At 65.7% G+C, this 18,936-nt stretch carries 11 protein-coding genes and 2 tRNA genes; 4 read left to right on the top strand and 9 right to left on the bottom strand.

Annotation, left to right across the window (positions count from 1 at the left end; translation table 11 throughout):
• Positions 1-1,005: 1,005 nt before the first annotated feature.
• The 3 genes from JS528_RS10590 to gltX form a co-directional block, all read right to left on the bottom strand.
• Positions 1,006-1,077, bottom strand: a tRNA-Gln gene (locus JS528_RS10590).
• Positions 1,078-1,119: 42 nt separating this feature from the next.
• Positions 1,120-1,192: transfer RNA gene (locus JS528_RS10585), tRNA-Glu, on the bottom strand.
• A 635-nt stretch (positions 1,193-1,827) separates the two neighbouring features.
• Positions 1,828-3,366 (bottom strand): glutamate--tRNA ligase, encoded by a 1,539-nt coding sequence (gltX, locus tag JS528_RS10580; RefSeq protein WP_420838216.1) that lies wholly within the window; start codon positions 3,364-3,366, stop codon positions 1,828-1,830.
• A gap of 917 nt (positions 3,367-4,283) precedes the next feature.
• Between gltX and JS528_RS11810 the strand changes: the two genes are divergently transcribed.
• Both JS528_RS11810 and JS528_RS10570 read left to right on the top strand, forming a co-directional pair.
• The gene (locus JS528_RS11810) at positions 4,284-4,727 is read left to right on the top strand and encodes a DUF805 domain-containing protein (protein ID WP_214359009.1); all 444 of its coding nucleotides are present in this window, start codon (positions 4,284-4,286) and stop codon (positions 4,725-4,727) included.
• Positions 4,728-5,164: 437 nt separating this feature from the next.
• Positions 5,165-6,241 (top strand): DUF805 domain-containing protein, encoded by a 1,077-nt coding sequence (locus tag JS528_RS10570; protein WP_214359008.1) that lies wholly within the window; start codon positions 5,165-5,167, stop codon positions 6,239-6,241.
• A gap of 270 nt (positions 6,242-6,511) precedes the next feature.
• Here JS528_RS10570 and JS528_RS10565 read toward each other — a convergent pair whose 3' ends face one another.
• From JS528_RS10565 to JS528_RS10540, 6 genes are all read right to left on the bottom strand, one after another.
• The gene (locus JS528_RS10565; protein ID WP_214359007.1) at positions 6,512-9,385 is read right to left on the bottom strand and encodes a hypothetical protein; all 2,874 of its coding nucleotides are present in this window, start codon (positions 9,383-9,385) and stop codon (positions 6,512-6,514) included.
• An 834-nt stretch (positions 9,386-10,219) separates the two neighbouring features.
• A complete protein-coding gene (locus tag JS528_RS10560) occupies positions 10,220-11,242 on the bottom strand; it encodes a hypothetical protein (RefSeq protein ID WP_214359006.1) in 1,023 nt (340 codons plus the stop codon).
• Positions 11,243-11,812: 570 nt separating this feature from the next.
• Entirely contained in the window at positions 11,813-12,709 is an 897-nt protein-coding gene (locus JS528_RS10555; protein ID WP_214359005.1) for a carbohydrate ABC transporter permease, read from the bottom strand.
• Position 12,710: 1 nt separating this feature from the next.
• A complete protein-coding gene (locus tag JS528_RS10550) occupies positions 12,711-13,664 on the bottom strand; it encodes a carbohydrate ABC transporter permease (RefSeq protein ID WP_214359004.1) in 954 nt (317 codons plus the stop codon).
• A gap of 9 nt (positions 13,665-13,673) precedes the next feature.
• Positions 13,674-15,059: an ABC transporter substrate-binding protein gene (locus JS528_RS10545; protein ID WP_214359003.1), complete on the bottom strand. Its 1,386-nt coding sequence runs from the start codon at positions 15,057-15,059 to the stop codon at positions 13,674-13,676.
• 153 nt (positions 15,060-15,212) lie between these two features.
• On the bottom strand, positions 15,213-16,763 hold the full coding sequence (locus JS528_RS10540; protein WP_214359002.1) for a glycoside hydrolase family 30 protein: 1,551 nt from the start codon (positions 16,761-16,763) through the stop codon (positions 15,213-15,215).
• A gap of 304 nt (positions 16,764-17,067) precedes the next feature.
• On the opposite strand from JS528_RS10540, the gene JS528_RS10535 reads away from it, so the two are divergent.
• On the top strand, positions 17,068-18,513 hold the full coding sequence (locus tag JS528_RS10535; RefSeq protein ID WP_214359001.1) for an MFS transporter: 1,446 nt from the start codon (positions 17,068-17,070) through the stop codon (positions 18,511-18,513).
• A gap of 257 nt (positions 18,514-18,770) precedes the next feature.
• A complete protein-coding gene (locus JS528_RS11755) occupies positions 18,771-18,902 on the top strand; it encodes a hypothetical protein (protein ID WP_276312630.1) in 132 nt (43 codons plus the stop codon).
• Positions 18,903-18,936 lie beyond the last annotated feature (34 nt).

Below are 18,936 nucleotides of genomic sequence, written 5' to 3'. Positions count from 1 at the left end.
TCTCCGATAACGTACCGCACCCCCCCCACGCCCCCCCCCCGAGCCTCCCTACCGCGACCGTTCCATGCAGCCCCCCACACCGCACCCGCCCCACGCCCCCCCACGCAGCCTCCTCTACGCGACCGTTCCACGCAGCCTCATCCCCCACGAAGCCGCCACCCCATACGCAACAACACCCTCTACGCCGCCACGAAACACCCGCGCATCCTCCGATGCATCCGATCCTATAGGTTCGGACGTTCCGAGCGACGGACGGGGACCTCCCCACGTCCAATACTGCAGTATCGGACGTTTCAGGCAGCGATCCGGCGCCCCAGACGCCCGATCCTATAGGTTCGGACGTTTTGGATGCCGTACAGAGACGAGCCGCGTCCGATCCTATAGAATCGGACGTCCCCGGCAGCGATCCGACACCCCAGACGCCCGATCCTGCAGTATCGGACGTTTTGGGCGCCGCACGGGGACACGTCGCATCCGATCCTATAGAATCGGACGCCTCGAAGGAGGACCGAACAGTTCAAACATCCATTCCTATAGGCTCGGACGTCTGGGACACTCATCCGGCACCGATACGCGTTCCGCCCCGAACGGGTCGAGGGACTACATCGACGGACAGGAGAGAACGACCCCGAGGCCGGCACAAGACGTCTGGCGACCGGGTTAGAGCACAAACGACGGGCAGGAAAGAACGGTCCCAAGGTCGGGTTAAGGGTCAAAAAGTGGGTCTTAAATCCGGCGCGAGTCGTTCTCCCGTCTTGCGCACCGGGACGCGATCAACAACCCGGACGTCAATCGCGCCGACGCCCGGAACCCTGGCCGGCGCGCAACTGCCGCCGGCATCGACGCCTACGCGGGCGGGTTCGGCATCAGGAAAGGCCGGACGCTCACACTAGCTCACCGACACGCCAGTGGCACGCCCGGATAAGACACTCTTTTCTGGCGCGGCAACGTATGCAAAAGGAACTCGGATACAGAAAAACCCTCGCACTGGCGAGGGTTCCTTCGCTGGGATGCCTGGACTCGAACCAAGAATGGCTGAACCAGAATCAGCTGTGTTGCCAATTACACCACATCCCAATTTGGCAGGCAGATACAAGCCGAAACCTGTAAGTGTCCAAGTACCCCCAACCGGATTTGAACCGGTGTTGGCGCCGTGAGAGGGCGTAGTCCTAGACCGCTAGACGATGGGGGCATCTTCAGTTTTTCAACCGGCTGCTCGGCGAACCGCGCAACAGGTAGATAATCTACGGGAAAGTCAGGATATGCGCAACTCACGGCGTGTCGCGTTGGAATCACAAGGTTTCCGTGGTAGCCGAACATCGCCTCGGATGACCGGATGACCGGATGACCGGATGACCGGATGACCGGATGACCGGATGACCGGATGACCGGATGACCGGATGACCGGATGACCGGATGACCGGATGACCGGATGACCGGATGACCGGATGACCGGAAGACCGGAAGACCTCCGGACACCCCAGTCACCGGCAAAACCAATCGACTCACCGTACGTTCCGCCGGGGCTTTTCCGAATCCATCCGGTACAACGTACGCCGACCTCGGCGGAGCGTACGTCCCGCCGGGTCTTTTCCGACTTCATCCGGACGAACGTACACTGAGCGACGGCAGGCGTACGTTCACCCGGACGCGAACAGGGAAAACCCGGGCGAACGTACGCCTGCAGACGCCCGCACGGTCACAGACGGCCAGGAACCCATCAACAACGACGAAAGGCGGCGGACACCCCGAGTCCCGGGACATCCAACGCCTCATATCATAGGGGCCACGCCGGCCGGGGTTTCCGCCCGCGGCCGACCAGTCGGATCACAGGTGCTCGCGCAGGCCCTTGAGACGGGCGAGCGTGAGGTCGCGACCGACGATCTCCATCGACTCGAAGAGCGGCGGGGAGACGCGGCGGCCGGACATGGCGACGCGCACCGGGCCGAAGGCGAGGCGCGGCTTATAGCCACCGTCCTCCACGAGGGCCTTGTTGAGCGTCTCGTGCAGGGTGTCGGTCTTCCAGTCGGCCTCGGAGACGCCTTCGAGCGCGACGATCGCGAGATCGAGCACCGCGGCCGCGGAGTCCTTGAGCTGCTTCCTGGCGTCGTCGGCCGGATCGAGGTAGCCCTCGGTGGACAGCAGGGAGCCGACCATGCCGGAGACCTCACCAAGCAGACGCACGCGGGTCTGGACCAGCGGGGCGGCGGCGGTCAGGATCGACTTCTCGCGATCGGTGAGCGCGTCCCACGAATCGGCGGAGACCACGCCGTCGCGGTGCAGGTACGGCACGGAGCGGTTGAGGAAGTCCTGCGGCTCGAGCATGCGCACATGCTCGGCGTTGATGGAGATGGCCTTGTCGAGGTCGAAGCGGGCCGGGTTGGCCTTGACGTCGCGCACATCGAACTTGGCGATCATCTCGTCCATCGAGAACACATCGCGGTCCGGGGCGATGGACCAGCCGAGCAGGGCGAGGTAGTTGAGCAGACCCTCGCGGATGAAGCCGGCGTCGCGGTGGTTGAACAGGTTGGACTCCGGGTCGCGCTTGGAGAGCTTCTTGTTGCCCTGGCCCATCACGTACGGCATGTGGCCGAACAGCGGCATGGTCTTGGCGATGCCCAGCTCCATCAGGTAGCGGTAGAGCACGATCTGGCGCGGGGTGGAGCTCAGCAGGTCCTCGCCGCGCAGCACGACGTTGATGTTCATCATCGCGTCGTCGACCGGGTTGGTCAGCGTGTACAGCGGATCGCCGTTCGGGCGGACGATGACGTAGTCCGGCACGGAGCCGGCCTTGAACTCGATGGTGCCGCGGATGAGGTCGTCGAAGGCGATGTCCTCGTCGGGCATGCGGATGCGCAGGGCGGGCTTGCGGCCCTCGGCGCGGAAGGCGGCCTTCTGCTCCTCGGTCAGGTCGCGGTCGTAGCCGTCGTAGCCGAACTCGGCCGGACGACCGGCGGCGAGGTTACGCTCCTTGATCTCCTCCGGCGTGGAGAAGGACTCGTAGGCGTAGCCGGCCTCGAGCAGCTTGGCGGCGACGTCCTTGTAGATATCGGTGCGCTCGGACTGACGGTACGGGCCGTCCGGGCCGCCGACCTCGATGCCCTCGTCCCAGTCGATGCCCAGCCAGCGCAGGGATTCGAGGATCTGGTTGTAGCTCTCCTCGCTGTCGCGCGCGGCGTCGGTGTCCTCGATGCGGAACACGAGCTTGCCGCCGGTGGCGCGGGCCTCGGCCCAGTTGAACAGGGCGGTGCGGATCATGCCGACGTGCGGGGTGCCGGTCGGGGACGGGCAGAAACGGACACGAACGTCCTTCGGAAGTTCGGGCTTATGGTTCTTTGCGTTTTCAGCTTCGGTCATAGGCTCCATTCTGCCGCGCAAGCGGGACGTGGGCCGGTTTCCCCGAACGAACCGTCCACCGGGTTATCCACCGGCGCCACCGGAACCCGAAGGGTGATTGCACGACCCCGCCCACGACTGGAACAATGGCGCTCGCAAGGTCGCGTCGGCCACAGCGTGGTGGCGGACGCGGCCGACGCACCAGCCACCCCGGTCGCCCCGATCATCTCCGGACGGCGACCGCACCGCCCGGACCGACGTCCGGACCGACAGAACCATCCGCCTCACGCCCCGATGGCCCGGCACATCACGGCCGTCACGATTCACGACCAAGTTCATAACGAAGGACCCTCATGACCAATCCGAATGATCAGATACCGCAACCCGCACCGCACCATCCGCAATACGACGGCCAAAGACACGATGCCGTGCAGTCGACGCCGAACGCCGCCCCGCCCGACAGCTATGCGTCGTACGCCGCGTACACGCCCCCGTCGTATCCGCCGGCCGGCGCAAGCCGCGACGACGCCCGAAACACGGCGGGCCGACCCCGCGATCCGTATGGGACGGGCCCGTACGTGACGGACCAGTATGGATCATCAAATCAGTATGCGACGAACCCGACCGCGTACGCCGGATCCCCCGGCGCCGCCCCAAACGCAGGCGCATACGCCGGAACCTCCCCGACGAACGGACCGTATGCCTCAGCGACCGATGCCGACGGCGCCCCGCACGGCGCCGGGACGGCGGGAACCGACGATTCACGTTTCACGGAATCGAACTCCGACTCGGATTCGAGGACGCGCCGTCCACGTTCCGATTCCACGTCATCGGCCTCCTCCGCCTTCGCCGCGGCCTTCTCGCCATCGCCCGATGCACCACCGCTGGACCAGCCGTACTACGGGTGCCCACCGAAGGAGGCGGCGATACGGTTCTTCAGGAAGTACGTGACCGTCTCCGGCCGCGCCTCACGCAGCGAGTACTGGTGGTGGATCCTGATCTCGTTCGTCGCCGCGCTCGTGCTGCGGTTCCTGTCCGGCGCGACCAACGGCGCGCTCGGCTTCCTCGCCACGATCTGGGCGCTGGGCACGCTGCTGCCGGGCTTCACGATCGCGATACGGAGGCTGCACGACTCCAACCGACCCGGCTGGCTGATCGTGACCCCGTACGCGTTGTGGGCCGTCGGCGGCATCGCCGTGCTGGCCGGCGCGGCCGGGGCGATCTTCGGCGCGATCAGCATGTTCGGCGGCACCGGCGGCCATGTCACGGCCGGGGTCGGCGGGGTCGCGTTCCTCATCGGCATCGTCGCGATCCTCGCCGGCGTCGTCGTCAACGTCGTGCTGATGCTCGCCCCGAGCAAACCGGAGGGCGCCCGGTTCGACGCCGTTTGACCGAGACGGCGACGTATCGGCCTCGATTCCGGTGATGCGGGCGCCGTTCCATCGTCCCGTATCGCCGCCCGTCCCCGATCCGGATTCATCAGCGGCACATATTCTCGGGATTCCCCCGATGCTCGCGAAAAGGTGCCGCTCGGCTTGGCCCAGCGGTACTTATTCTCGCGATTTCCCCGATGCTCGAGAATATGTACCGTCTGATTCGGCCCAGCGGTACTTATTCTCGAGAACGGCCTGCATCTCGAGAATAAGTACCGCTGATGTCGTCTCGACGACACTTTCCCGAAGGGCTCCCCCAATGACGTGACAGGCCCCACGATGAACCGCCAATCCCCGGAAAATCATGGGATAATGGGCATTGCAAGGGGTTGTGTCGAACCCGTCGAGGTCGACCGGCGGCATGACCGGCACACCATTCACGGGGGGAGACATCGATGAGCAATCCGAACGACGCATCGCCGCAGCCGACGCCGCAGCCGTCGCCGCAACAACCACAACAACCGCCCCAATCACAGTCGCCGCAATCAGCGCCGCAACCGGCGCAACAACCGTACGGGCAGCCGTCCGCCCGGCCTCCGTACGGTCAGCCGCAGCCATCGAACCCGTACACGGCACCGACGGGGACAGCGGGGCCGTCGCCGACGTACGGCGCGAACGGCTATGGATCACCGCATCCGGGGACGGGAACCGCGCCGAATCAGGGGTACGCCGCGTACGGCGGCGATCCGGCCGGAGGAGGCGCACGGTACGACGGGTACGGGAATGCGGGCGCGCCGCCGTACGAAGTCCCGCCGTCCGACGGCGCCCCGTATGCGAACCCGCCGTACGCGGCCACGACGAACGGCGCTCCCCCGCTGGACCGGCCGTACTACGGGTGCCCGCCGCAGGAGGCGTTCCTGCGATGCTTCAAAAAGTACGCGACGTTCTCCGGACGCGCCTCGCGCAGCGAATACTGGTGGTGGATCCTGATCTCGGGCATCATCGGATCGGTGCTGCAGGGAGTTGTGGATGTGACCTACGACCAGTTCGGCATCCATCTCACCTTCCTGGCCACATTGTGGCAGCTCGGCACGCTGGTGCCGAACCTCTCGATATCGGTACGCCGACTGCACGATTCGGGCCGGTCGGGCGGATGGGTCGCCCTGCCGATCGCGCTGACCTTCGTGGGTGGCCTCCTGGTGGCCGGGGGCCTGGCCGGGGGAATGTTCGGCTTCATCGCCTCGCTCGGATCGGGCCGCCAAAGCGCCGTCGCCCTCGGCGTCAGCGGACTGGTGTTCCTGACCGGCGCGCTGATGGCGGTCGCCGGTTTCATCGTCGACATCGTGTTCATGGTCGCGCCGAGCAATCCGGAGGGCGCGCGGTACGACCATGAGCCGGGGCGCTACGGCACGCCGGTCGACGCGTACGGCAACCCGTACGGCGGTCAGGCACCGACCGGACCGGCGCCGAACGGTCAGGGACCGGCCGTCCCGCCGTGGAATCCACCGGCCGACGGCCCTCACGGACGATAACCCTCGGATGGCACAGGGGATGTCCGATGGCGTCAATCCAGTCGTGAAGGAACACACGATACCCCTTGGACGCACAGGGGACGCACACCGACGAGCGTCCGGCGTCGTCCCCTGCATTGCCTTCCGTCATCGCCGCATGTCACGTACGTTCGCCGTGACGATTCGAGGTCGGCCACGGAGCATGCGCCCCAGCAATCGCAGGCGCATACGGGCTCCGTGGCCGATCGATCGACGGCCGCACGAACCGCGGCATTCGGGCAGGCGCGACCGTCAGATGCGGCCGAGCAGACCGATCGCGTCGAGGGCGAAGCCGGCGGGACCGACGGAGGCCGTGCGGAAGACGACCGTGTGACGGCCGTACTCGAGACCATCCAGGCGGAATTGGCAGCGCAGGGAGCCGTTCGTCGCGTGGACCGGGGCCGCGGAACGGACCTCGACGCCGTCGACGAGGACGTCGAGGCGGGCGGAGCCGTCGGACGGTCCGAACAGGTCGACGCCGGTGCCGTCGAACGTCAGCGCGACGGACGCGCCGGCCGAGGCCGCACGGGAGATCGTGCGCAGGTAGGTGAACATGCCCTGGCCGTTGTCGTGCGTCCACGGACCGGCGTAGCGCAGCACCTCGGAGCCGTCGTCCCACGAGCGCATGTGCATGTCGTCGATGAGCTGGTCGTAGTAGGGCGCGAAGCCGTCGACGCGCTCGACCTTCAGGTCGGAGAAGCGCACGTGGTCGAAGCTGGTGCCGAGGTTCACGCGGCCGGCGGACTGCAGCGCGGGGTCGGACCATGTGGCGACCTGCGCGCCGTTGACGAACACGGTGGCGGTGTCGCCGGCGACGCGCAGCGTGATGGTGTTCCATGAGCCGGCGCCCGGCGCGAACGGCGTCGTGCCGGCCTCGAAGGCGCGCTTCCTCAGATCCTCGAGATGACCGCGGCGCACCTCGTTGCCGAAGTTGCGCAGCAGCCAGATGCCGTCGGCGCGGATCTTGAAGTCGACGCCGCAGATGTCGGTGGTGAACTTGTTCCCGCCCATCTCGCGCGCGCCGACGACCACATAGGGCGCACGGCCCGGATAGTCCTCGAACATGACGTCGACGGAGACCTGGTAGTTCGTCCAGCGCATGTCGCCGATCGCGGTGCGCGGCTCGCCCTCGATCCACGCGTTGCCGGCGTGGTTCCAGTCGATCTGCTGGCGCAGCACGTGGCCGCGCTCGGGGTCGGGGACGATCTCGAACGCGCCGTTGGTGTCGGTGGTGTAGCGTGCGGTCGCGCCGGCCTCGCCGCCGCGGGACTCGAGATAGTCCTCGGAGACGAGCCCGTCGAACTTGTAGACGTCGACCGGCTTTTCGTCCTCGTAGCGGAAGTCGTCGGCGTAGAGGACGCCGTGCTCGGGATCGACGTCGAGCACCGGGCGGGCGTTCTCGGCGGTGCGCGGCAGGTCGTATTCGTAGCCGGGGCGGGGCGTGTAGCGGCCCTCGACGGTCTCGCCGGAACGGTCGACGGCGTCGTCGTCGGCGGCCGGCTCGAAGGTGTCGAGCGTGGTCGCGGTGACGATGCTCCACGGTTCGATGGTGACGGCGTAGGACACGGTGGAGTCGGCGTCGGCCGGACCGCCGTCGGCGGGGACGGGCGCGTCGGCGACGTCGTCCGGATAGGTCGGCGGGACGACGGTGAGCGGGCGGCGGTAGTTCGCGTCGTACGGTTCGCCGGCGCCGGCGGCCTTGGTGACCCACACCTGCAGGGGCTTGCCGAACGCCTTCAACGCATGGTCGGTGGTGATGACGTAGGTCTTCGGACGGGCGGAGTCGTTGACGAGGACGGTGCTGAAGTCGGCGCCGTCCGGCGAGGCGAGGGTCAGGTAGGACGGTTCGCCGTGACGGGCGCCGGCGACCGGGTTGTTGCCGCCGACCCCGCTGCCGGACGCGGACGGGATGGCGCGCCAGATGCCGTCGACCTCGGCGCCACCGTCTCCCGGACGCGGGAAGCCGAGCTTGGCGAACCTGGTGAAATGCTCGAGGACCGCGCATCCGGCGTCATAGTAGATCCAGCCGCTCCATGGGTCGCGTGCGGAGATGAGCTCCTTGGACGCGTACTCCATGTTCTCGTAGCACGAACCGATGGCCGGCTGGTAGATCGCGTGCGTGCGGCGGGACTCGACGAAGCCCTTGATGAGGGTGTTCGCCATCTCGAGGGCGCTGCCGGAGCCGCCGATGCCGGTGCCGGTGCGCTCGCCGAGGCCGTCGTCCATCGTGTTGTTCGGGCGGTCGGCGGAGTTCGAGAACGTGGCCTGCGCCTCGGAGTTCCAGACCTCCTGGTCGAACTCGTCGGCGAGGCGCTTGAAGCTGCCGTCCGGATCGTCCTCGACGGAGTAGTGGTAGGAGGCCACGTCCATCGCCTCCATGTACTTCGGGTTGGCGATGATGTCGCCGCCGAAGGTGCCGGTGACCTCCTCGTCGGAGGTGATGACCTTGATCGCATGGAACAGGTCGCGCTCGCGCTCGCTCGCGAAGCCGGCGTTCGGATCGTCGGGGCCGCTGCCGATGAAGCCCTCGGTGTCGGTGTGGACGCGCTGCGCGAAGTCGGCGACCCATTCGAGGTCGGCGGTGCGCTCGTTGACGTCCGGGTTGACCGAATCGACCATGAACCCGTACTCGCGGTAGGCGGCGAGGATCGTGTTCTTGTACCACTTGTAGACGTCGTCGTTGGAGTGGACCCAGGTCGGGGCCATCCAGCGCAGGATGCTCACGTGCACGCCCGGCTGGTAACGGCGGGCGTCGGCGGCGAGCTGGAAGCCGGGTTCGCGGCGGACCTGCGGGTATTCGTCCGCGTCGCGCATCGTGGCGACGTTCGGGCCGGTGGAGTTGTTGCGGTCGTTGCCCATCTCGATCTTGACGGTGTTCATGAGCGGGCGCTCGCCGGCGAACAGGGTTTCGACGAGCTTCCAGTAGGCGTCGGGACTTTCGGCCTTGTAGTCCATGAGCAGGCTCGAGGTGGCGTTGCCGGAGAGCAGGCCGAAGCCCTTGTAGGTCAGTCCGTTGCGGTTCCTCGCCGCGGCCTGCACATCGGCGGCGTCGACGGTGATGCGGACGACGTCCGGCCAGGAGTCGTTGCCGATGCCCGTCGGTTCGATGGTCGTGTTGTCAACCATAATGATCTCTTTTCCGATCAAAAGACAGCTTTGTTCAGAAACAATCATAAATGATGATGAATGGTCACGCGACCGGAGCGTCATGCGCACTCCCCACGCGAGACGCGAAGCCCGCCCAAGGCGCGGGACGACTTCACTCCGGCGTCACGTCCTCATGAGGAACACGACGCCCACGTCGGATTCCACGCGGCACTCCATGTACCCGTCGCACCACCCCCAACGCGGAACATGGAGCCTTCCCGTGCGTCGCAGCCAATTCCAGCGCGATGGATGAACGCGAAGCCCGCCCGATCCTGCCGCATCGGACGCGCATGACATCCCCGGGACCTTCCAACGGCCAATCCTGCAGTATCGGCCGTTCAAGAAGTCCCTCGAAACGTCCGATCCGATAGGATCGGACGAAAGGCACCTCCTCCGAACCCTTGAAACATCCGTTCCTATAGGATCGGACGCGAAACAACCCATCCGGGAAGCCGAAACGGCACATCCTATAGAAACGGACGCAAATACGGCTCCGTCGGGAAGAAGAAACATCCGATTCCGCAGAATCGGACGCGAGCGACCCCTCGCACTCCACCCCAAACGTCCGATCCTATCGGAACGGACGAAAAGCACCCCCTCCGGACCCTTGAAACGTCCGTTCCTATAGGATCGGACGAAAGACGGCCTGTTCGGGAGCCCGAAACGGCACATCCTATAGGAACGGACGCAATGCGAGCCCACCGGGAGGCCGGAAACGTCCGATTCTATAGAATCGGACGTTTCCGGACGGCCGGCGAGAGGCGGCCAGTTTCGGACGACGGCGACGGGCGCGGCCACCGGCGAAGGATGAGGTCAGTCGTAGAGGGCGATGAGGTTGCGGTTGTGGGACTCGCGGGCCATCGCGAGGGCGAGCGGCTGGGACTGCCAGCGCACACCGGCCCACAGCACGAATGCGAGCACGCCGGTGGCGAGCACGCCGACGAGGATCGGACTATGGGCCAGTCCCCACACATACACGCCCAGGCATACGGCGTTGACGACGAGCATGACGAAGCGACGTACGCCGCACAGATAGCCGTTGCGCAGCAGCGAGCGCCACTTCGCCTTCGGAAACTCGACGACGAGGTTCAGCGCGACGAGCTCGGCCTCGACGGAGATCACGGCGAACGCGAGCAGCGCGGGCACGAGCAGCTGCCCCCACGCCACCTGCATGAGCAGCTGGGCGTCGTAGAGCGCGAGGAACTCGATGAGCGAGAACGTGAGACCCACCGCGAGTGCATGCGGCGCGACGCGGCGGTATGCGGCGGCCCACGGGCGGAACACCGCCACGGAGACGTCGGAGGGAACATAGGGAGCGGCGATCCAATCGGGCAGCCACGGGCATACGGGATTCCGACCATCCGCGCGCGTGCCGCCAGAAGCGGCAACCACGGCGGAATCGGCAGCGGAAACCGCGATCGCCTTCGGAACGGCGATCGCGGGGGTACCAGCGGCGGAGGCCAACGCCTCGATTGCGTCGTGACGGGCGGAAGTCGAGTCCGAGACCGGGGAGGAGACGGGCGCGACGGACGACGAGTCTCCGCCCGGCTCATACGCCACAGCCAGCGACTCCATCGCGTCGCGGCGGGCGGAGGTGAGGAACACCGGGTGGTCGCGGAACATCGCGAAGGACGCGGCCACGCCGGGGGCGCACAGGGCCGCGGCGAGCAGGTACACCGGATAGAAGCCGAGGCCCGGCGCGAGGGCGAACGCGAGCACGAGCGGTAGGCAGCCGAGCAGGGTCAGCAGGGACATCGCGAGCAGCAGATACACCACGTTCGCCACGGCAAGGAACGCGTTCGCGGAGAAATGGGGACGCCTGATGCGCTCCGTCATGATTGCCGATCCTTTCCATTGCGCTTTTCCATTGCGCTTTTCGGAGGATTCCTCCCGCGCCGGATGTGTATATGCATTACAAGGGGTACATCTTCCGCTTCGCGGACATCCATCCGCGTTACAAGGGGTACCCCTGCGGCGAGAACCGCCGGCACAGCCGCATAACGGCCACGACAGCAGGCCGTTTCGGCAGTGGGTTACCGTGACCATGTACCCCCTGCAACGCGGATGGATGTCCGCATGAGCTCAAAAATACCCCTCGTAAGCGGGATACCCTTGCTCGGTTTCGCCCTGCCCGGGCCGAGCCTACGGACGGTCCAGATGAGACAGTCGTCACGACTCCGGACCATGCAATTGCGGACCGCCCTGCAGCCGGTGACAGGCCGGATCTATGGGCGAGCCCGGAACCCCGTCTAGGTTCGCCCATGGACAGTACGCAGGACCGTCCGCTTAACGGCTCAGCCCCGCAATTACGGACTCGCCTCCGGCGAGACTCAATGCTGCCTTCGCTCGGCTGCCGCCTCGCTCAGGCTGAGCCTACGAACAGCCCACCGGGCTGTTCGTCACGGCTCAGCCCTTCATCCCGCTTGTCGCGATGCCTTCGATGAACTGGCGCTGGCCGATGAGGAAGACGACTAGGATCGGCAGCACCGAGAGCACCGAGCCGGTCATGATCATCGAGTAGTCGGCGTCGTACTGGGAGATGAAGGTCTTCAGGCCCAGCTGGATGGTGTACAGGTCGGGCGAGCGCAGGTAGAGCAGCGGCCCCATGTAGTCGTTCCACGTGTTCGTGAACGTGATGATCGCGAGCGCGGCGATCGACGAACCGGACAGCGGCAGGATGATGCGCCGGTAGATGCCGAACTCGCTCAGGCCGTCGAGCCGCGCGGCCTCGGAGAGCGAGTCGGGGATCGTGTCGTAGAACTGCTTCATCATGAACACGCCGAACGCGCCGAACGCCTGCAGCAGGATGATCGACCATCGGGTGTCGTTGAGCCCCACGATCGAGAGCATCTTGAACTGCGGGATCATGTACGCCTGCCACGGCACGGCCATCGTGGCCACGTAGATGAGGAACAGGGTGTTGCGGCCGGGGAAGTTGATCTTCGAGAAGCCGTAGGCGGCGAACGAGCCGGTGAACACCTGCAGGAACGTGACGACGACCGCGAAGAACACGGTGTTGCCGAGCCAGCCGAGCATGTCGGCCTTCTGCCAGATCTGCACGTAGTGCTCGAAGTACCAGGTCTCGGGCAGCCAGCGCACCGGGACCATGTAGATCTCGTTGTTGTTCTTCAGCGAGGCGAGCACCATCCACACGAACGGCAGGACGACGAACACGCTGATGACGATCATCACCGCGTAGCCGAGGATCATCGCGACGATGCGCCCGAAGGACGGGCGATGGTCGTTGAACGGGATGTCGGAGGACACCGCAGAGGACACAGAGGAAGTCGAAACGGCGCTCATCTCACTTCTCCTTCGCGTTGTTGTACCAGAACTGCACGAGCGTGACCAGCAGGCAGATGAAGAACAGCGCCAGCGACACGGTGGACGCGTAGCCGAAGTCGGCGCGCTCGAACGCGACGCGGTACACGTACTGGGCGAGCACGAGCGTGGAGGTACCGGGGCCGCCGTTGGTCATGACGAGCGTCAGGTCGAGGATCTTGAGCGACGTGATGGTCAGCGTCACGGTCACGAAGAACAGGGTGGGGCGCATGCACGGCACGGTGACGTGCCAGAAGCGCTGCCACGCGTTCGCGCCGTCCATCTTCGCCGCCTCGTACAGTTCGGCGGGAATGGTCTGCAGGCCCGCGAGCAGCAGGATCATGAAGTAGCCGACCTCGCGCCAGGTGCCGACGATGATGACGGCGGGCATCGCCCACGTGGTGCTGGAGAGCCAGCCGGGCACGTGGTCCGCGCCGACGAACAGCGCGAGGAACTGGTTGATGATGCCGGCCTTGGGGTCGAACATCATGCTCCACACCTGCGCCACGGCGACGATCGCGGTGATGTACGGGAAGAACGCGACCGTGCGGAAGAACGCGCGGCCCTTGAGCTTCGAGTTGAGCAGCACCGCCAGGCCGAACGCCAGCGCCAGCGTGAGCGGGATGTGCACGACCGCGTAGTAGAGCGTGTTGACCAGTGCGTCCCAGAAGTTCTCGTCGGTGAAGAGTCGACGCCAGTTCCAGATGCCATTGAACTGCGGGTCGCCCAGGGCGCTCCACTTGGTGAACGACGTGTAGAACAGCGTGACCACCGGGATGAGGATCAGCACGAAGAAGCCGATGAAGTTCGGCGCGATGAAGATGAGCCCGTTGCGGATGTTGCGGTTGCGCAGCTTGTTGACGTGGCTCGAGTTGTCGCGCGCGGCGGCGACGTCGGCCGTGGCCCGCACGGCTTCGGGGGTTCGATTGTCACTCATGGTCCATCCTCACTTCCCCTGGTCCTTCGGCAGCAGACCGGTGTTGCCGATGGCGTTCTCGGCCTTGGCGAGCGCGGCGTCGACGGACTTCGTCTCGGACAGGATCGAGGACTGGGCCATGTTGAGCTCGTCCTGGATGACCTGCGTAGCCTCGCCGACCGGGTTCTCCTGCTTGATGACCGACTTGCGGATCACCTCGCGCGACTGCCTGTCGGTCGGCAGACCCTTCTTGGCGAAGAACGCGTCGAGCGCGGCGTCGGAGGTGTAGGCGGGCACGGAGCCGGTCCTCGCGGTGACCTTGGCGCCCTCCTCGCCCGCGGCCCATGCGACGAAGTCCTCGGCGGCCTTCTTCTTCGCGGACGGAGAGTTCGCGGAGACGGCGAAGCCGGTCGGGTCGCCGTAGGTGACCGGGTGGTCGATCGTCGCGGACGTCAGCTGCGGCAGCGCGGCGACGCCCCAGTCGAATTTGTTCGCCTCGCCGCTCTTCTGCTGGTCGGCGAGCGGGCCCATGAACCATGTGCCCATCGGCAGCAGCGCGGCCTTCTCGGTGCCGAACTGCGATTGGTACGTGGTCTTCGAGGCGGACACGGTGTTGTACGAGAGGGTCAGCTCCTCGTGCTGCATCTTGAGGAACAGCGCGTACATGGGCTTGAGGTACGAGTAGTCGCCGGAGAAGAACAGGTCGTTCTGCCCCTCGACGCCGCTGCCCTTGGACTGCTGCGCGAGGGCGATGGCCTGCGGGATCGCCTGGAAGGACGTGTGGTGGTACGTCGGATAGGCGTCCTTGTAGCCGGCCGCCGGCAGCTTGCGCTTGAGCTCGCGGCATACGGCGAGGTAGTCGTCCCATGTCCAGGTGCCGTCGGGTACGTCGACGCCGGCCTTCTCGAGCATCGTCCTGTTGTAGTACAGGACGGTCGCGTCTACGCGGTACGGCAGCGCGTAGGTCCGCCCGTCGATGACGTAGTCCTTGGCGACGGCGAGGTTCGCGTCGTCCTTGTACTCGGCGGCCACGGCCGTCAGATCGGCCAGCGCGCCGGGCGAGGCGTACGTGTAGTACATCTTGAGGTTCTTCATCGGGAAGACGTCCGGCGCCTTGCCGGCGGACAGGTCGGCGATCAGCTGCTTGTCGTAGTCGTCGGCGCTGTATTCCTTGACGTCGATGTGGACCTTCGGATGGCTCTTCTCATACGCGCTGGCCAGCGCCTGGAACTCCGGGCGCGTGGACAGGGTCCAGCCGGCCATGCTGATGGTGACGCTCCCATCGGGATTACGCCCGTCCGCATCGGCCCCGCCGGACCCGCACGCCGTCAGCGACAGGCCGGCCGCGCAGGCGGCCACGGCCGCGACGACGCGCCGCAGCCGATGACGCAGTTCTCCTCTTCTTACTCCGACCATGGCAAATCGCTCTCTCCTTCCAGCAGCTTTGCCGTGACGATTGTTGACTGCATTGTCGGGAATGGAACCGCTTTTCCCCGATTCCATTATGCAACGCATGACATGTGGCGGGCGACCGGGACCCGCGCCCCGGCCGCCCGCCCGAGACGACCGTCAGAACAGCGTCTCGTCGTGGTCGTCGGCCGGGTGGGGCGTGTAGGTGATCTTGAACTCGTCGTCGACCGGGGCGTCGGTCGCGTTGAACGCGCCGGCGTTGGACTTGTGGAAGCTCACGGTGCCGTAGGCCGGGACGGTGACCTTCTGCCAGCGGGCGCCCTCGCCGTTGATCTCGACGGCGGCCTCGATGTCCTTGGCCGTCGGGTTGTAGAGGATGCCGGCCAGATCGCCGTTGTCGGCGACGAAGGCGACGGAGCCGAGGCCGCCGTGGCGGCCGTCGCGCGTGTAGTTGGAGGAGGCGACGCGGTGGGAGCCGACCTTCACGTCCTGACCGAAGTTGCGCAGCATGAAGTACTCGAGGTTGCGCTTGACCTTGCCGGTGGAGGAGTCGATGGTGATGACGCCGCGGCGGCCGGAGGTGCCGGCGTAGCTCGGGAAGCCCTGCTCGTCGAGCGCCATGTTCCACAGGTTGATCAGGCCCATGCCGTTGCGCACGAGCCAGGTGCCGATCTCGCCGAACATCACGTGGCTGGCCTCGTCGACGGTGTCGTCGAGCATGCAGCGGCGCTCGGTCATCGCGACCTTCCAGTTCGGGAACTGGCGGGCGCCGTTGTGGACCCACTCGGGCAGGCCGGAGTAGGTGTGGAAGGCGACGCCGGCGAAGGCGTTGGCCTGCGCCGGGGTCATGTACTCGCTCACCGGACGCTGGTAGAAGCGCAGGGAGTCGTCGCCGAAGTAGATCTCGACGTCCGGGAACGTGCGGTCGAGGGCCGGGCGCAGGTACTCGGAGCCCCACTTGGCGAGCTCCTCGGGGGTCCACACGGTGATCGGCCACGGGCAGCCGTTGCTCGGCTCGTTCTGCATGGTCACGGAGGTGATGTGGATGCCGTACCTGGCGTAGGCGGCGATGAACTTGACGAAGTACTGCGCGTACACGTAGTCGATGGTGTCCTGGTAGCGGTAGCCGTTGCCGACGTACTCGCCGAGGCGCAGACGGCCGGCGCCGGAAAGGACGCCGGAGGTCTTCATCCAGGCCGGGGCGGACCACGGGGAGGCCATGATCTTGACGGCCGGGTTGATCTTCACGATCTCCTGCAGGACCGGGATCACGTTCTTCAGGTCGCGGGTGGCGTCCGGCGCGCCGGGCTCGCCCTCGCCGATGGAGAAGTACTGCAGGGAGGCGTCGGCGGCGACGCCCTCGGGCAGGTCGTCGTAGGAGTAGTACTTCTGGCTGGAGAAGTCGCACGAACCGATGGAGATGCGCACGGAGGAGAAGCCGCCCTGCTCGGGACTGAACATCTCCTCGAGGATGGCGTGGCGCTGCTCGGGGCTCATCGAGTTCATGAACAGGGAGGCGGAGGAGTCGGTGATCGCGGCGCCGACGCCCTCCCACATCTGATAGCGGCGGCTCGGGTCGATGACGACCGGAACGGCGTCGCCGTGATCATTTTCGATCACCGGCGTCGCGATCTCGGCGCGCCGATCGGCGAGGTCGCCGGTCGTGCGAGTCCAGCGCTCGTGTGCAAACGGATTGAGAAACTCGGTCATCCTGACCACTCCTTCGTGCTACTGGCGACTAGGGTTCCGTCCATTCGGCCCCGCATCGCCACGCGGCTCCTGATTTGTTCGTACGTGTTCAGTATACACGCGACACGCAGTTCAAAACTTTTTCAATCTTTTTTTGTCATTTTCGATCATGTCGTGATTATTCGTGCTATATTGACTCATGTAACGCCCGACGAACCAAGGAAGTTCGAGACCGCACCGAAGCCGTCGGACAATCGCACCACCGCTCCAAGCACCCCGCGAACGGCGTGCGGACGTTGTGAATAGGGAACAAGAAAGGAACATCATGTCGGCTGCAACCGCTGATGCCACGAACGCCAAGATCGTGGAAAACCCGCCATTCAAGAAGACCGAGCCTATGGCCTACGCCATGGGCGACATCGGCAACGGCTTCTACTTCCAGCTGGTCACCAACTACGCGATGATCTACATGACCGACGCACTGGGCATCAGCCCCGCCATCGCCGGCATCATCATCTTCGTCGGCAAGCTCATCTCCGCCTTCACCGATTTCGGCACGGGCGTGTGGGCCGACAACGCGCCGCTGCGCAAGGACGGCCGCTACCACTGGTTCGTGCGCACCCTGCGCTACCCGCTGATGGCCGTCATCGTCCTGACCTTCCTGCCGTTCGTCTCCAGCTGGGCGCTGCCGATGCGCATCACGTACATCACCGTGATCTACATCCTCGGCGTGGCCTGCTACTCCGCGACCTCCGCCCCGTACGGCTCCTTCGCCTCCGTCTCCACCCCGGTCGTCAAGCACCGTGACGAGATGGCCGCGGGCCGTGGCTTCGGTTCGACCGCCGGTGGCATCATCGTGACCTTCATCCTGCCGCTCGTGATGTACACCACCGTCAAGGACTCCACCGGCGCCGACAAGAAGGTCCTCAACGGACCGGTCCTGATCTGGGTCGCCATCGTCTTCGCCATCCTGCTGTGGATCTGCTACGAGATCACCCTGCGCGGCACCGTCGAGCGTATCCGCGTCGAGAAGGGCACCAACGAGCACGTCCCGCTGTGGAAGTCCGTCAAGTACATGTTCTCCAACCGCGCCATGGTCGCCCTGATGCTCGCCGCCCTGCTGCTCATCTTCGCCCAGATGTTCGCCGGCGCCGTGAACGCCTACCTGTACAAGGACTACTTCGAGAACACCGCCGCCCTGGCCATCCTGGCCGTCCAGAACGTGCCGGTCCTGATCGTCGCCCCGTTCGTGCCGGCCATCTGCGACAAGTACGGCAAGAAGCTCGTGTGCGGCATCCTGCTGGTCTTCACCACCGTCGTCTACGTCCTGATGTTCTTCCTGCACATCACCAACCCGTACGTCTTCGTGGCCTTCTCCATCGTCGCCATCTTCGGCAACGGCGTGTTCGGCCTGATGGTCTGGTCCTTCATCACCGACATCATCGACGACATCCAGGTCAAGACCCACACCCGCGAGGACGGCACCGTGTACACCGGCTACATGTTCGCCCGCAAGATCGGCCAGGCCCTCTCCGGCCTGCTCCCGGGCATCGTCCTGACCGCCACCGGCTACGTGACCGCCGACGCCGGCGAGGCCGTGCGCCAGTCCGCCGAGACCCTGAACAACATCTACGGCGTCGCCACGCTGGCCCCGGCCATCGGCAACGGCCTGATCGCCCTCATCCTGCTCTTCTTCTACCCGCTGTCCGGCGAGATCTCCAAGAAGAACGCCGCGGTCCTCGACGAGCGCCGCGCCAAGGGCGAGATGTGATCCCGTGATCCATCCGGTGCGGGCCGGGTTCGATTCCCTTGTCCCGGTCCGCACCCCTCTCTCCTCTTTTTCTTTCCATCGGCCCCGGGCCGCGGATCCACCTGCTGGTTCCGCGGCCCGGGGTTTTTCGTCCCGTTCACGGCTCACGGTCCGCCATCCTCCGCTCACGGTCCGCCGTCCGCCCCGATCCATCGCCCGATGTGATATGATCGTTAATGATCAGTAACGTTCATACTTTTACATCAAGGAAGTTCATCATGATCAATCTCGCCGCAATGATGCCCGCCGCGTTCACCACCGACCCGAAGCACCTCGTCTCCATCATCGTCGTCGCCGTGGTGGTCACCGTCGCCAGCTACGCCGTCAACTACTTCACCAAGCGCCGCTGAGCATCGTCCGCCCACCCCTTTGCCCGACGCGCCA

The organism is Bifidobacterium santillanense, from assembly GCF_018555385.1.
In the GTDB taxonomy this organism is placed as follows: Bacteria; Actinomycetota; Actinomycetes; order Actinomycetales; family Bifidobacteriaceae; genus Bifidobacterium; species Bifidobacterium santillanense.
This window is presented reverse-complemented; position numbering and strand designations above follow the sequence as displayed.

What these genes read in the sequence shown, in the direction of transcription:
- gltX (WP_420838216.1), bottom strand. Translation starts at nt 3,366, where the DNA reads ATGGAGCCTATGACCGAAGCTGAAAACGCAAAGAACCATAAGCCCGAA.
- JS528_RS10570 (WP_214359008.1), top strand. Translation starts at nt 5,165, where the DNA reads ATGAGCAATCCGAACGACGCATCGCCGCAGCCGACGCCGCAGCCGTCG.
- JS528_RS10565 (WP_214359007.1), bottom strand. Translation starts at nt 9,385, where the DNA reads ATGGTTGACAACACGACCATCGAACCGACGGGCATCGGCAACGACTCC.
- JS528_RS10560 (WP_214359006.1), bottom strand. Translation starts at nt 11,242, where the DNA reads ATGACGGAGCGCATCAGGCGTCCCCATTTCTCCGCGAACGCGTTCCTT.
- JS528_RS10555 (WP_214359005.1), bottom strand. Translation starts at nt 12,709, where the DNA reads ATGAGCGCCGTTTCGACTTCCTCTGTGTCCTCTGCGGTGTCCTCCGAC.
- JS528_RS10550 (WP_214359004.1), bottom strand. Translation starts at nt 13,664, where the DNA reads ATGAGTGACAATCGAACCCCCGAAGCCGTGCGGGCCACGGCCGACGTC.
- JS528_RS10545 (WP_214359003.1), bottom strand. Translation starts at nt 15,059, where the DNA reads ATGGTCGGAGTAAGAAGAGGAGAACTGCGTCATCGGCTGCGGCGCGTC.
- JS528_RS10540 (WP_214359002.1), bottom strand. Translation starts at nt 16,763, where the DNA reads ATGACCGAGTTTCTCAATCCGTTTGCACACGAGCGCTGGACTCGCACG.
- JS528_RS10535 (WP_214359001.1), top strand. Translation starts at nt 17,068, where the DNA reads ATGTCGGCTGCAACCGCTGATGCCACGAACGCCAAGATCGTGGAAAAC.
- JS528_RS11755 (WP_276312630.1), top strand. Translation starts at nt 18,771, where the DNA reads ATGATCAATCTCGCCGCAATGATGCCCGCCGCGTTCACCACCGACCCG.